We start from the raw sequence: 14044 nt of genomic DNA, 5'->3' as shown, positions 1-14044 counted from the left end.
GCATTGCGCACATCGTCCAGCGTAGCCTTGGGCACGGTGGCGATCACCTCACCCGTGTACGGGTAGGCGACCTCGATGGTGCGGTCGCGGTGGACTTTCTCGCCTGCGATGCGCAGCGCTTCGCGGTACACGGTGCCGGGCTTCAGGGCGGATTGGTCGGAATTGCTCATGAAATGCTCCGTCAAAAGGGGGTCAGACCGCAGCCGCGTTCGTCAGCGGGCCTTGGGCATGGTTCAGGGCAAGGTCGAGTGCGTCGAAATTGCGCAGCCTGCGCGCGCTCGTGATGCCCGCGACCGGACGGTTGCAGATCAGAGGCACCAGCTGCTCCGACACGCCACCGTGCGAGCGCAGCGGCACTTCGAGCGCAGACAGGTCGTGGCGCGTGGCCGAGGTGCCGATGACTGTGCGCTGTTCGCTGACGACGACGATGTCGCCGATGCGGTCGGGTGGCAGCTCGAAACGCTGCGCAGCCTCCTTGCGCGAGAGCACGAGTTGCATCCCGGGGATGCGCTGGATGCGATCGATCCAGCCCGGCACCTCGTTTTCGTCGGGCACATACACGGTCGCGAAAGAGCCGAGCGCGCCGTGGTGAACGACGTAGGGATCAGTGATCGGCAGGATCACCCGTGCACGGTCCGGGCCGTACCAGCCGTCGAGCACATCCTGCAGATAGATGACGTTCGGCGAACCATTTGCACCGTGCTTGTCGTTCATGCCGTGATCGGCGGTGAGCACGATGGTGGCGCCCTGCGCATCGAGCTGCGCGAGGTAACCGTCCATCATTTGATAGAAGGCATTGGCCGCGGGGCTGCCCGGCGCGGCCTTGTGCTGCACGTAGTCGGTGGTCGACAGGTACATCAGGTCAGGACGCTGCGACTCCATCAGCTTCACGCCGGCGGCGAACACGAACTCCGAGAGTTCGGCGCTGTACACCGAAGGCACCGGCATGCCGACCATGTCGAGCACGTTGTCGATGCCGTTCTCTTCCATCGTCACCTGGTCCGACTTCTCCGACGAGAAGCAGATGCCCTTCATCTTGTGGCCCAGCAGCTTGCGCAGCTTGTCCTTGGCCGTGACCACGGCGAGCTTGGCGCCCGCATCGGCGAACGCGGCCAGCACGGTGCCGGCGCGCAGGTACTTGGGGTCGTTCATCATCACTTCCTGGCCCAGCTCGCGGTCGAAGAAGTAGTTGCCGCAGATGCCGTGCACGGCCGGCGGCGCGCCGGTCACGATCGACAGGTTGTTGGGGTTGGTGAACGAGGGCACGACGCAATCGGCCAGCAGGTCGGCGCCGTCCTTGCGCATGCGGGCGATGTACGGCGCCACGCCGGCGGCAATGGCGGCGTCCAGGTAGGCGGGCTCGCAGCCGTCCACGCACACGACGACGACGGGGCGGACCATCCAGCGGTAGCTGCGGCCATTCACTTCGAGTGGATTGGATTTCATGAGGATTGCTCCTTGGCAAGTGGAATGTGAGGGTGTCGATGCAGCGCTCTCAGCGGCGGATGAACACCGCGATGAAGGCACTGATGAGGCAACTCGCCGCGACGATGGGGAACACCACCGAGGTATTGCCCGAGTGATCCAGCATCCGACCGATCAGCGGTTCGCCCAGGCCGGCCAGCAGGTACGAGAAGAAGTTCATGACACCGGTGGCGGTGCCGGCGCGCTTGGCCCCCACCAGGTCGGGGCACAGAGCCCAGAACGACGAGGCCGGGCCATAGACGAAGAAGCCGGCCAGGAAAAGCAGACCGAGGCCAAGGATGCTGGTGGGCAGCAGATACATGCCCATCGAGGCAATGGCGCCCAACAGCATGTACAGCACGATGGCCTTGTAGCGCTTGGAGCCGAACACCTTGTCGGAGATCCAGCCGTTGGTGAGCGCACCGAAGGCCATGCCGACCGGCAGCGCCACCGAGATCCAGGCCGGGTCGATCATGCCGTCGGCGGCTTTGGCCCAGTCCTTGCCCAGAAAGTGCACGGGTACCCAGACGATGAGGCCGTAGCGCGCGGCATTCTGGAAGCCGATGGCCAGCGCGGCGATCATCAGCCTGGGGTTGCTGAGCACGGCCTTGTAGCGCGACCACGAGCTTTCCATCGGCTCGCCGTCGGCCACACCGGCCTTGGCCTCTTGCGGGTTGTTGTTGGCCACGCCGGTGTCCGGTGACTTGAATCCCAGGTCTTCTGGCCGTTCACGGGCAATCAGGTAGAAGGCGATGCCGCCCACCAGCATGAGCAACACCGGAAGCCGGAAGATCCAGCGCCAATCGAGGTGCAGCACGTTGACGACGATGATCGAGGTCACGAACGACAACACCGACGCGCAGCCCGCGGCGAACACGTAGAAGCCGTAGACCTTGCCGCGCTCGCCCGCGCCCCACCAGTTCGACAGCAGCCGACTCCCTGGGGCCCAGCCCAGGGCCTGGAAGTAGCCGTTGATGCCCCATGGGATCGCGAGACTCTTGAAGCCGACCGCGAAGCTCACGACCCAGTTGGCGGCGCACGAGAGGATGGCGCCGGCCGTCATCACGCGGCGTCCGCCGAACTTGTCGCCCAGGTTGCCGTTGATGGCCTGCCCGATGGCATAGCACCACAGCAGCGAGGTCGAGGCCCAGCCGAGCACTTCTTTCGAAAGGCCGAATTCCTTCTGGATGCCGGGAATGGCAAAGCCAAAGGTCTGCCGTCCCGTGTAGAAGAAGAAGTAGCAGAACATGGCCGCGAGCAGCATCCGCCACTGCGCTTTGCGGAACGAATTGTCGAGCGGCGATACGTAGGTGCCTGCCGTCAAGGTCTGATTGGCGATTTGCATTTTTGTCTCCGTGGATCTGGCGGGCGTGGGGCCCGTGGTCCGGTTCTTTGCCGGTGTGGTTTGCTTCGAGAATTCGCGTGGCTAGGCAGCCACCGTCGCGCCGATGAAGTTCTTTCCGCGTGCGCCTTCCATGGCGCGCGCGATCATGGCTGCCGCCTCTGCGTCGGCAACGCCGTAGTCGGCGAATTCGGTCTTGACGCCGAGCCCGTTGAGGAAATCGCGCAGGTGCTGCATTGCGGCCGAGAGGTCCGGTCCGAACACACGCTGCAGCGTGAGGTCGCGGTCCGCCGATTGGGCCCAAGCCTTCTCGAGCACGATCGGCAGCGTGAACGAGCAAGCGATGCCGTGTGGCAAGCCGTGGCGCAGCGTCATTTCGTACGAGATCGAATGAGCGAGCGCTGTCTTGGTATTGGAGAACGCCATGCCGGCCTTGAGCGCGGCCAGTGCCATGCGCTCTCGCAGATCGAGGTTGCCCAGGTCTTGCCGCAGCGCCGGGAGGCAGGCAAAGATGTCTTGCACGGCCGAGACCGCGAAAGTGTCGGAGATCGGGTTGGCGTTCACGTTCCAGATCGATTCCAACGCATGGGACAGTGCGTCGAGGCCCGTCGACACCGTGGTGCCTGCCGGGACCGAGAGCATGAGCTCGGGGTCGACGATCGCGGCCTCGGGCCAGGTGGCGTCCAGATGCAGCGAATACTTCTTCTGGTTGCGTGCGTCCCAGATCGTCGCCCAAGGCGTGACCTCGCTGCCGGTGCCGGCGGTGGTCGGTACCGCGATCAGCGGCTTGACGCTTGCGGGGGTGAAGGGCTTGCCCGTGGCGAGCAGGCTCACGAGTTCATCGAATTGGCCGCTTGCGGTACCCACCATCAACGCCTTCGCCGTGTCGATGGCGCTGCCGCCACCCACTGCGACGATCGCGTCGCACGAGGTGCCATCCTTCCAGAAACGGTTGTACAGGCCCGCGAGTTGCTCGACATCGGGGTTGGGGCGCACGTCTTCGACCACGCCGACCAGCGTGTCCTTCAGCAATCCCTCGAGCCGGGCAATCAGACCCAGGCCGCGGGCCTCGGGAAAAGTGACGACCACGACGCGGCGGCCACCGAGCATCGCAGGCAGTTGCTCAAGGCTGCCTCGGCCGCTGTGGATCGAAACAGGGTTGTGGTAGGTGTGGGGCATCGAAGCGGTCTCCATGTTGTGCGGTGTGTTCGTCGGCATCGCGCGGTGTCCGCGTTCTGCATGGGCCGCAGTGTCTGAGCGGGCCATTGCATCGTCCAATCGCATTTGCGATGTCCGCATGGTCCGAAACCGATGGATGGCCGCGTCCTCAACGGAGCCAGGCGCCAGCGCCGGGGACGCGATGTGCGTCGCATAGGGAAAGCACGGGTAAGCGCGCATGCACCGTGGGACCTCATGTGAGAGCCTTCCGGCCATTCCTTGCACTTGCTCCGCAAACGCCGCCACCCATGTTTCACCAGTACTACAAATGGATCCGCTGTTTTCACGCTGTCGCGAAGACAGGCGGCTTCACCGCGGCGGCGCAATATCTCCATATAGGACAGCCGACCGTCACGGACCAGGTCAAGGCGCTCGAGACTCGCTTCAATGTCGAACTGTTCCTGCGCGGTGGCCGAAGCGTCAGGCTCACCGCCGCCGGTGAGCGGCTTTACGCCATCACCCAGGGACTTTTCGGACAGGAGGAAGAGGCGATCCAGTTCCTTCAGAGCGTGAACAAGCTCAAGGCAGGGCTGGTTCGCGTGGGCTCGGTGTCGCCTCCCATTGCGCTCGAACTGGCGCGCAACTTCCGGCAGACACACCCATCGATCGAATTGACGGTTTCCATCGGCTCAGAGAAGTCGACGCTGCAAGGACTGCAAGACTTCGACATCGACGTGGGCATTCTTGTGGAGCCTCCGGCTGTCGATGGGTTGCACATCGCTCACTACCGCAGCGAACGCGTCGTAGCGGTGGTGCCCGAGGGGCATGCGTGGACGAAGCGTTCCAGCATTGCCACCGCTGACATCGAGGGTGAAGCGCTGATCCTGCGTGAGGCCGGCTCGAAGACAAGGCACCGCGTGGAACGCGCCTGCCAAAGGGCGAACGTGCCGATGAACTGCATCATGGAAATCAACAGCCGTGAAGCCATCCTGCACGCCGTCGCCAACAGAATGGGTATCGGCTTCGTCACGCAGGTGGAGTTCATTCCCCTGCCTGGACTGGCGGCGGTGGAGATAGACGACGAGCAGTTGACGATCAGCTACTCGCTGTGTTGCCTGTCGGTGCGCAGGGACCGGCCGTTGATCAAGGCCCTGTTCGACGTGGCTCTTGGCTGATGCGGCGCTGCCGCGTCGCATGAGAGGTACGACCGCTTCAAAGAAAATAGGCAGTCAATATGAGAAAAAACATCTTCCCTCTCTGCATCCCGGTGCTGCTGTTCGCCCTCTCGGGTCCGGCCATCGCAGGTGCAAATACGGCGCAACTCAACTGCACAGGAAGCCATGCGGGGCAGACGCTCACCTTGGTGGGCGATATTCCTGCCTCCATTGTGGAAGTCGATTTGAAGCTCTCCTACCGCGGGCAAACCATAGGCCTGGTTTCACCGCAGGCAGAAACCTCCGAGTCCACTGATTTCCGTCATGGCATCTTCAAGTTGGAGGCGGCGCTCTCTGGCTCAAACAAGCTCCAGCTTCAAGCCAAGCCCAAGAGCATCAAGTACAAGGGCAGCATGGGAAGCGGCAGGCTCAAAGCCAGCTTTGGTGCCGTCCTCAAGAGTGCGCCTGAACCCTTCAAGTCCGCCTTGAAAGGGGCTGAACTCAGTTGCGTCTATGCATATGAAGTTTGAGCAAGGGCTGACAAAGCGTTCAATCCGTCACTCGCGGACGCTCCTCAGAATGCGTGCCGGATTCCCAGGTCGTAGCCGGTGCTGCTTGAAGGCGCATAGGCGGCGCTGGTCCCTGGAATGCCAGTCGCGAACCTCACCCCGCCGCCAGGGCTGATGGCCATGGGCGCATTCAAGGCGCCATTCCACTTGAACCTAGTTCGCGCGATGGTGGCGTAGAGCGCCGTGCGCTTCGACAGGTTGTGCACGTAGCCGACGGCAAACTTCTCGATCCTGGCATCGTTGTCCTGCAGCCATGTCGCGGGATTCAAGGCATTCACCGCACGGGGCGCGGCGTAGTTCACGCGCGAATAGGACGCGCGGATCAATCCAGGTCCGACCGGGGCTGTGATGCCGATCAAGCCGCCGGTGTACTTGCCATTGCTCTCGTTCCTGAAGGGATATGGAATGCCGCCGAGATGGGCCACGTCCATCTTGCTGCGCTCATCCCTGATCTGCGACAACTGGCCAAACAATTTGACGACATTGAAATCGTAGGAGACCCCGGCGTTCAGGATCTTCAGGCGGTCCTTGTCGAATCCGCCGAGATCGTCCTTGGTGTCTTCCTGGTAGGCGATGGCCAGGTTGAGCGGGCCATGCTGATAGCCGAAGCGTCCCCCGACGTTTCGCCCTCCTTTGCTCGGACTGTGGCTCACGCCGCTCTGCTTCGGGCTCTCATGCAGGGAGTACATGACCTGGCCGTAGAACCCGCCCAGATTGCCCGGCAGGAAATAGCCGACGCTGTTGGAGGCGCGAACGTAGTTGTCAAAGGGCATCAGGTTCGCGGGCGACTTTCCGTGGCTGGTGGTGAGCCCGGTGCCGATCGGGTTCCAAAGGTTCGCGCCGACGCCTACAGTGCCGAAGGGATCGAAGACCGTCAGGTTCCAGTAGGTCGGTACGTAGTCACGGCCGAGGCGCAATTCGCCGACAGACCCGGACAGGCTCACCGTCGAGCGGCGGTCGAACGCGCCAAGCGCCTGAGCCCCGTCGTCCGGTGTGAGCGTGGATTCCAGCCAGAAGCCCGCGGCCCAGCCACCGCCCAGGTCCTCCTGCCCGCGAAAGCCCAGGAGAGAAGGCGTGTGTGCGCCCGAGGCCAGCTTGGTGGCGCTTTGCGAGATGGTGCCTGGCGCTGCAAACGGTGCGACAGGCAATGCGGAGGGCTGGCCGGCACGCAGCCGGCTCCTGGTCTGGTAGTGGCTCACCGAGACGTCGACGACGCCATAGAGCGTCACGGATGATTGCGCCCAACTCGAAGGGCCGATGAGAAGCGATGCGAGCGAGATCAGAAGAAGAAAAAGCGAATGCCAGTGGTTGTGCATGAATGTCTCTTTGGTTGTTTTGAATCGAGTCAGGGCGAAGCGGCCTGTCCCCGCTTTCGCCCCGGTCTGTCGCCTACGCCGAGGGCGCCAGGAACACCTTCGCGGCTGCCCCGTCGCGCAGCCACTCCTCCAGCACCCGGGCAAGCGGTTTTTCCGAGGCGGTCTTGGGGATCGCGTCGACGACCATGAGCGTCCCGGGCACAGCGTTCTTCGACAGGGTCTCGCGCAAGCGTGCGTGGAGCGCGGAAGGGTCCAGGTCGACGCGATGGGGAACGATGGCTGCGACAACATCGCGCTCGCCAGGCGCTCCCGATGCCGCGGCGGTGCCGAACACGAATGCATCGCGCACGAGGCCGGTGTCGGCGATCGCCTTCTCGATGAGCGCCGGATCGATGAATTCGCCGTTGCGACGAATGCCATGGCCACGGCGGTGCTCGAAGTAGAGCCATCCGTCAGCATCCGAGCGCACGATGTCGCCGGTCCACAGCCAGCCGCCCTGCCCTTTTCTTTGCGAGGCCTCCGGGTCCTGGAAATAGGCGATGTCGTAGGGCGCACCGCTGACTGGGCGAAATGCCAGTTCGCCTGGCGTGCCCGCAGGCGCATCGCTGCCGTCTTCGGCGACGACGCGGATGGAGAACGCCGGGTGCGGGCGACCGATGCTGCCGACCGGGCCTTTCCCGAAAGGATTGACCGTCAACCCACCTTCGGCGGTGCCGTAGAACTCCAGGACACGGACGCCGAAGCGCTGCTCGAAATCGCGCCAGATGGCCTGCGGCATGCCCGCGGCGACGACGAAGCGCACGGCATGGTCCCGGTCGCCGGGCGACAGCGGCTCGCAATAGACAGCAGTGGTCATGCCGCCCAGCAAGGTGAAGGCCGTGCATTGGTGCCGGCGCACGATCTCCCACAAGCGCGACTTGGTGAAGCGACGCGAGATGACACACGGAATGCCGAGCATCAACGCAGCGCCGAGCGTAACGAGCTGGGCATTGGCATGCGTCAGCGACAGGCCTGAATAAAGGCGATCGTCGCCGGCGTAGCCGAAGGCCGACGCCGCCAATGCCGCCGTATCGAGGAAGCGGCGATGCGTGATCACGATCCCCTTGGGCTCTCCGGTCGTGCCGGAAGTGAAGAGGATCTGCATCGGGCCATCGGGGTCGACCGGCGCGAAGTGGCCCGCGGGCACGTCCGTCTGCATGTGGCGGGCCACGAGCTGCGCGTAGTCCGGCGCTTCGCAAGCGCCAGGCGCACCTTCGGCCAGCTCGCCGGAGGCCACACACAGGGTCCAGCGAAGGCTGGTGCAGCGTGGTCGAATCTGCGCGACCGCTGCGGCTGCATAGTCCGCGGCGATCACGCCCACGCAGTGCGTGCGATCGATCAGCGCGGCGAGCCGATCGCCTTGCGCCCGTGCATCGATCGGCACCAGCACCGCCCCGATGCGCGCAGCGGCCACCATGGCCTCGACGAACTCGGGGTGGTTCGCCATCACCAGTGCCACGGCGTCGCCGCGCCGGACACCGAGGCCCTGCAGGGCCAGGGCCAGCGCCAGGCCGCGCTCATGCAACTGCAGGAAGCTGCGCTGCTGCTCGGGCAAGGCCGGGCCCGCCTCGAACGTGAGCGCGATCGCATGGGGACGCGCGCGCGCATGGTGGCCGACGAGGTCGGCCAGCGTCTTGGAATCTGTCATCTCAGTCCGCCTTGATGCCCGTCTTGTCGATCAGCGCCTTCCATTGCGCCGTCTCTCTTGCCGTCAGCGCAGCCAGTTCGCCCGGCGTGGAGCCTTCAGGTGCCAGGCCGAGATCCAGCAGACGGCGCCGGAATTCGTCGCTCTTCAGCACCTCCCGAACCTCGGCGTGAAGCCGTTCGACGACCGGCGTGGGGGTTCCCGCAGGGGCCCACAGGGCGTTCCAGCCGCTCAGCTCGAACCCGGGCAAGGTCTCCTGGACCGTCGGCACTTGGGGCAGAACCGACAGGCGCTGGGGCGTGGTCACCGCCAGGGCCTTGACGCGGCCACCGCGAACCAGAGCCAGCGCAGAAGACTGGGGCTCCAGCCGGACCTGCACCCGCCCGGCCATCAGTTCGGTGTTGGCATTGGCACCGCTGCGGTAAGGCACATGCAGCAGGTCGATGCCGCATCGCGCCTTGATCAACTCCATGCCCAGGTGGAATGCGCTGCCATTGCCCGTGGAGGCATAGGCCAGCTTGCCGGGCTCGCGTTTCGCCAGGGCAATCAGCGAAGGGAGATCGGAGGCCGGCAGGCCGCTGTGGGCGAGCAGCACATAACCGCCGCGCGCAACCAGGCTGATCGGTGCCATGTCCTTGGCCGGGTTGTACGGCAGCCGGGGATACAGGTGCGGGTTCATCGTCGCGACCTGGTTCATGGCGTACAGCAGCGTGTGCCCGTCAGCGGGTGCCTTGAGCGCCTTGTCGGTGCCGATGATTCCCGAGGCCCCCGGCATGCCTTCCACATAGACCGGGTTCGACAGGCGTGCAGACAATGCTTCGGCAAGCAGGCGGGCAACGATCTCGGGTGCGCTGCCGGTGGTCGCGGGCACGATGATCTGGATCGGCCTGGACGGCCAGGCCGCCGCAGCCCGGGCTGCACCGCCGGCAAGGCCGAAGAGCCCCAGCACGAGGGATCGCCCGATGAGAGCGCGTCTGGAATACATGGTGAAGTTCCTCATGCGCGTCGCGCAGCCTGTTCAAGAATCGTGAGGGTCGCGGCCGCTTCTTCGTGGCCGAGAAAGCCGCCGCCGTTCTCGGCGAGCGCCAGGCGCGCATCGGCCACCTGCCGTCCACCGGCCTCGCCGCGCAATTGCAGGACGAGTTCATGGATCTGCATCAGCCCGGTGGCGCCGATGGGGTGGCCCTTCGACTCCAGCCCCCCCGAGGGGTTGACGGGCTGACGACCGCCCAACGTGGTGTGACCGTGTTCCGCCAACCATCCGCCCTGGCCGGGTTCGCAGAAGCCCAGGTGTTCGCACTGGGCGATCTCGCCGAACGCCGTGGCGTCATGGACTTCGCTCACGTCGATGTCTTCGGGCCCGACACCGGCATCCGCGTAGGCACGCAGTGCGGCGCGGCGGCTGATGGGCGTCTCGCGTCCATCGGCGCGGTCCGATCCGCTGACGAGAACACTGGCCCGCACGCGCACTGCACGCTTCGCATCGAAGCCGAAGCGCGCCAGGGCGTCCTCGCGCACGATCAACGCCGCCGCGGCGCCGTCGCCGATCGGTGCGCACATCGGGAGCGTCAGGGGCCAGGTGATGGCGCGGGCCGCAAGCACTTCGTCGACCGACATCGCGACGCGGTGCTGCGCCAACGGATTGAGTACGGAGTGGCTGTGGTTCTTGGCGGCCACATGGGCCAGCTGCCGCTGCGTGGTGCCGTGGCGCGCCATGTGCGCGCGAGCCAGGGCGGCGTAGATGTCCATGAAGACGCTGCGTTGCTGTGCGTCGGCGGCTTGCGCGGGCGCCTCGCCGGCCTGCTGCGCAAGAAAGCGCAGCAGTGCCTCGGGCCGTTCGGCGTCATGGGCACCGTCGAAGATGGAGAAGGTGCGGGCCTTGTCCGGGTGCGACAGCTTCTCCGCCCCCACGGCCAATGCGACGTCGCACAGCCCGGCGCGCAGATGGGCGCAGGCGAGGTAGAAGGCGGTCGAGGCACTGGCACAGGCGTTCTCGACGTTGACGATCGGAATGCCATCCAATCCCGCCTCGCGCAGCGCCACCTGGCCACCGATCATGTGCTGCCCTTGCAGGAGCGACTGGCCGACGTTGGCGAAGAACGCCGCGCCGACCTGGTCGGCCGTCGCGCCGGCGTCGACCAGGGCGAGATCGATGGCCTGGCGAGCCATCGCGCGCAGCGGAACATCCGCGAAGCGTCCCGTGGGCGTGCTGCCCACGCCCACGATGTAGAGCGCATCCGTCATCTCAGCCCCTTGCGGCCGCAGCCGCGATCGGCGGTGCCGCGCGACGGATCGTGTTGCGCAGCGTGCCGATGCCCTGCGCTTCGAACTCGATGACATCGCCGTCCTGCAGCAGGCGCCCCGTTTCCACGCCACAGCCGCCTTCGAAGGTGCCGGAAGCGAAGAGTTCGCCCGGGTGCAGCGTGCACGAGCGGCTGGCATAGCTCACGAGGTCCTCGAAGCCCAACTGCATGTCGACGGTGCTGCGGGTGGTCTGCACGACACCGTTGAGCCTGGACTGCACCTGCAGCTGGTAGAGGTCGGGGATCTCGTCCAGCGTGGCGATGCAGGGGCCGATGGCGTAGGCGCCGTCGAAGTCCTTGCTCTTGCCGGCCGGACTGCCCTCGGCCACTTGCGTGTCGCGTGCAGTGAAGTCGTTGAACAGCGTGACGCCGAAGATGTGGTCTCGTGCGCGCGATGCGGCAATGTCCTTGCCACCCACACCGAGGACGACTGCGAGTTCGAGTTCGTAGTCCAGGGATTCAGCGAAGCCGGGCCAGGCGATCTCGGCATCCGGCCCCGTCACGTTGAGCGGATTGCCGGTGTAGAAGCGGGGCACGGTGAACCAGTTGGGCGGAAGCTCGAGCGAACCATCGAGCTCCGCAGCGGCCATCGCAGCCTTCGGGTCGTCCGACCTGGCGGCCAATTGCTCGGCGCGTCGCCGCAGGAAGAACTTGAGGTGCCCGATCATGGTTCCCCAGTCCCGGATCAACGGAGGGTTGAGCAGCGGGGCCAGCAGCGTTGCGCCGGCCAGCGCCTCGGCAGCGGTTCCCTGATTGGCCACCTGCGTGCGCGCACGGTCCCAGGACGCGGGTCCTGCGCGCAGGAAGGCCAACGCCGAACTGAAGGCCTCTTCGCCGGGATGGCGAGCAGAGAGGTCCAGCACGCCGTCGACACCGACGAGGGCGCCAAGATGAGGAGCACCGAAGCCCTCGCGCATGAAAGTCACGATACGCATCGAAGTCGCTCCTCAGTGGGACAGAAAGGCCACGGCACGGGCGGGAGCGGCACTGGCGCGTGCCAGCTTCAACGGGAAGAAGCCCACGTGGAAGCCGCGCAGCGGCAAGGCGCCGAGGTTGCACAGCTGCTGGACGATGAAGGCCTCCTTCTCGCGGATCGCCTTGTGGCCGTCCCAGAGTTGCTGCTTGTCGCCCGTGTCCTTGAAGGCCTGGGCCATCACCGCGAAAGGACGGTCCCAGCCGACCGCATCGGTGCCGAGCACGGTGGCGCCTTGCTCCGACAGGAACAGCGTGCCTTCGCGGCTCATCCCCGGGTACTGGAAGAAGGCCGGCTCGCCGAGGCGATATCGCTCTTGCCCGGTACGGATCAGCACGGCGTCGCCGGGACGGATGGGCTCGCCCACCGCGGCGAGCGCCTGGCGAAGCGCATCGAGCGGGATGGCCTGCCCGGGCTGGGCCCAGGGGCGCACATCGAGCACCTTGCCGGGGCAGAAGAGCTCGTTCAGCTCGACCTGGTCGATGGTGCGCGAGGTTCGCCCCTCGCAGGTCGATCCGCTGTGCAGCGGCGCGTCCACGTGCGTGCCGCAATGCGACGACATGTCGTTGAGCACCTCCGAACCCCAACCCTCGCCATCGGGCAAGTCATCGTGGGAGCAGCCGAAGAAGTGGCAGAAGCGGTCCCGGCCGTCCGGTGTCGCCGGGTGGGAGTAGTCCACCCGGGGAGCCACCACGCCCGCCGCGGCGGCCATGGCGGGAGGAAGCAGATCGCGGTCGTGCGGGTCCAGCGTCGAGGACAGGTCGATCAATCTCATGAAGTCTCCTTTTGAGTCATACGTACGTATAAATATACAACTGTATGATTCCGCGGATTGGCTGTCAACGAACTTCGATACCTCGCCACTTCCCATGCCCAAGCCCGCCGCAGCGAAAACCGCCGTCTCTTCGAAGCGGCAGGCACTTTCCGACACCACCGCCAACCAGATCCTCGACGCCGCCGAAGCGCTGTTCGCCGCGCATGGCTACGGGGGCACCAGCATGCGCGCGATCGCGGAGCGGGCCGGCGCCAACCTGGGAGCCTTCCACTACTACTGGGGATCGAAGCAGGCGCTGTGCAAGGCAGTGCTCGAGCGTCGCCTCGGGCCGGTGATGCAGGAGCGCAAGGAGCGCCTGGATGCCTTCGAGGGTCGGAAGGTCCCGTTGCGGGACATCCTGCGGGCGTCCATGGCGCCCTCGCTGCTTGTCGCGGGAGCCAGTGCCGAGGAGCGCGAGTCGTTCCGTGCGTTCTACGGCCGCATGCTGATGGACCCCGCCGATGAAGTGCATGCACTGACAGCATCCATCGTGGACGACTTCGCGCGACGCTTCGTGGACGTCGTAGGCCACGAGCTTCCCCACCTGAGCAGCGAAGAGTTCTACTGGCGCGTCATCTTCGTCTACGGTGCCTTCTTCTATGCGCACAGCACACACACGCGGGTGCAGGCCCTGTGGCCCGAGAAGTTGCAGCAGACCAGCATCGAGGCCGGCGTCGACTATCTGGTGAACTTCATTGAAGCCGGCCTGAAGGCAAAGCCGGCGCCCCGGCTGGCGAGCTGATCGCGGGCTCATATGCCCCTGTTTTTCCGAGCACAGCCCATGCACCAATCACTCGGTCTCGTCTCCCTCGTGGTCGACGACTACGACAAGGCCCTCGAATTCTTCATCGGCACCCTGGGCTTCGAACTCGTTGAAGACACCCCCGTGCCTGCGCAAGGCAAGCGATGGGTCGTGGTCAGGCCTCAGGGTGGAACGGGGGCATGCCTTCTCCTCGCGCAAGCGTCCACGCCAGAACAGCAAAACGCCATCGGCGATCAGGCCGCGGGCCGCGTGTTCCTCTTCCTGTACACGGACGACTTCTGGCGAGACTACGAAAAGTACAAGGCCGCAGGCGTGGTGTTCGTTCGCCCGCCGGATGAACAGCCGCATGGGGTCGTGGCGGTGTTCAAGGACTTGTACGGGAACCTGTGGGACCTGATCCAGCCCAATGCCAGCAACAGGAGCTGGCAGCCGTAGATCGATGCTCCCCGCGCTTCAACTGGTGCAACAGCCCCGGACGTAGCCATAGGTGCACAGTCGCATACA

13 protein-coding genes and 1 pseudogene are annotated in these 14044 nt (G+C 65.3%); 4 read left to right on the top strand and 10 right to left on the bottom strand.

Annotation, left to right across the window (positions count from 1 at the left end; translation table 11 throughout):
- The 4 genes and pseudogenes from D3H34_RS34650 to psrA all read right to left on the bottom strand — a co-directional run.
- Positions 1 to 170, bottom strand: a pseudogene (locus tag D3H34_RS34650) (phosphonoacetaldehyde dehydrogenase); the annotation flags it as partial.
- 22 nt (positions 171 to 192) lie between these two features.
- Positions 193 to 1446 carry a phosphonoacetate hydrolase gene (gene phnA / locus D3H34_RS09900; RefSeq protein ID WP_119553273.1) on the bottom strand — a complete coding sequence of 418 codons (1254 nt, stop codon included), beginning with the start codon at positions 1444 to 1446 and terminating at the stop codon, positions 193 to 195.
- Between the two features lie 49 nt (positions 1447 to 1495).
- Positions 1496 to 2809, bottom strand: coding sequence for an MFS transporter (locus tag D3H34_RS09895; RefSeq protein ID WP_119553272.1), 1314 nt, complete (start codon positions 2807 to 2809; stop codon positions 1496 to 1498).
- Between the two features lie 81 nt (positions 2810 to 2890).
- On the bottom strand, positions 2891 to 3985 hold the full coding sequence (gene psrA / locus D3H34_RS09890) for an iron-containing alcohol dehydrogenase PsrA (RefSeq protein ID WP_119553288.1): 1095 nt from the start codon (positions 3983 to 3985) through the stop codon (positions 2891 to 2893).
- Positions 3986 to 4272: 287 nt separating this feature from the next.
- Here psrA and D3H34_RS09885 point away from each other — a divergent pair, with 287 nt between their 5' ends.
- Entirely contained in the window at positions 4273 to 5139 is an 867-nt protein-coding gene (locus D3H34_RS09885; protein ID WP_119553271.1) for a LysR substrate-binding domain-containing protein, read from the top strand.
- Positions 5140 to 5198: 59 nt separating this feature from the next.
- Positions 5199 to 5648 (top strand): hypothetical protein, encoded by a 450-nt coding sequence (locus D3H34_RS09880; protein ID WP_119553270.1) that lies wholly within the window; start codon positions 5199 to 5201, stop codon positions 5646 to 5648.
- Positions 5649 to 5692: 44 nt separating this feature from the next.
- On the opposite strand, the gene D3H34_RS09875 is transcribed toward D3H34_RS09880, so the two are convergent.
- The 6 genes from D3H34_RS09875 to D3H34_RS09850 form a co-directional block, all read right to left on the bottom strand.
- Positions 5693 to 7003, bottom strand: a complete 1311-nt coding sequence (locus tag D3H34_RS09875) for a porin (RefSeq protein WP_119553269.1) — start codon at positions 7001 to 7003, stop codon at positions 5693 to 5695.
- A 73-nt stretch (positions 7004 to 7076) separates the two neighbouring features.
- On the bottom strand, positions 7077 to 8690 hold the full coding sequence (locus tag D3H34_RS09870; protein ID WP_119553268.1) for an AMP-binding protein: 1614 nt from the start codon (positions 8688 to 8690) through the stop codon (positions 7077 to 7079).
- A 1-nt stretch (position 8691) separates the two neighbouring features.
- A complete protein-coding gene (locus D3H34_RS09865; RefSeq protein ID WP_119553267.1) occupies positions 8692 to 9687 on the bottom strand; it encodes a Bug family tripartite tricarboxylate transporter substrate binding protein in 996 nt (331 codons plus the stop codon).
- Positions 9684 to 10931: a thiolase family protein gene (locus tag D3H34_RS09860; protein ID WP_119553266.1), complete on the bottom strand. Its 1248-nt coding sequence runs from the start codon at positions 10929 to 10931 to the stop codon at positions 9684 to 9686. Before D3H34_RS09860 ends, D3H34_RS09865 begins: the two co-directional genes overlap by 4 nt.
- 1 nt (position 10932) lies before the next feature.
- Positions 10933 to 11925 (bottom strand): fumarylacetoacetate hydrolase family protein, encoded by a 993-nt coding sequence (locus D3H34_RS09855; RefSeq protein WP_119553265.1) that lies wholly within the window; start codon positions 11923 to 11925, stop codon positions 10933 to 10935.
- Between the two features lie 12 nt (positions 11926 to 11937).
- Positions 11938 to 12738, bottom strand: coding sequence for a cyclase family protein (locus D3H34_RS09850; protein WP_167481164.1), 801 nt, complete (start codon positions 12736 to 12738; stop codon positions 11938 to 11940).
- A 94-nt stretch (positions 12739 to 12832) separates the two neighbouring features.
- On the opposite strand from D3H34_RS09850, the gene D3H34_RS09845 reads away from it, so the two are divergent.
- A complete protein-coding gene (locus tag D3H34_RS09845) occupies positions 12833 to 13519 on the top strand; it encodes a TetR/AcrR family transcriptional regulator (protein ID WP_119553263.1) in 687 nt (228 codons plus the stop codon).
- 39 nt (positions 13520 to 13558) lie between these two features.
- Positions 13559 to 13975, top strand: a complete 417-nt coding sequence (locus tag D3H34_RS09840; protein WP_119553287.1) for a VOC family protein — start codon at positions 13559 to 13561, stop codon at positions 13973 to 13975.
- The last annotated feature ends 69 nt before the right edge of the window (positions 13976 to 14044 follow it).

The organism is Acidovorax cavernicola (assembly GCF_003581445.1).
This window is presented reverse-complemented; position numbering and strand designations above follow the sequence as displayed.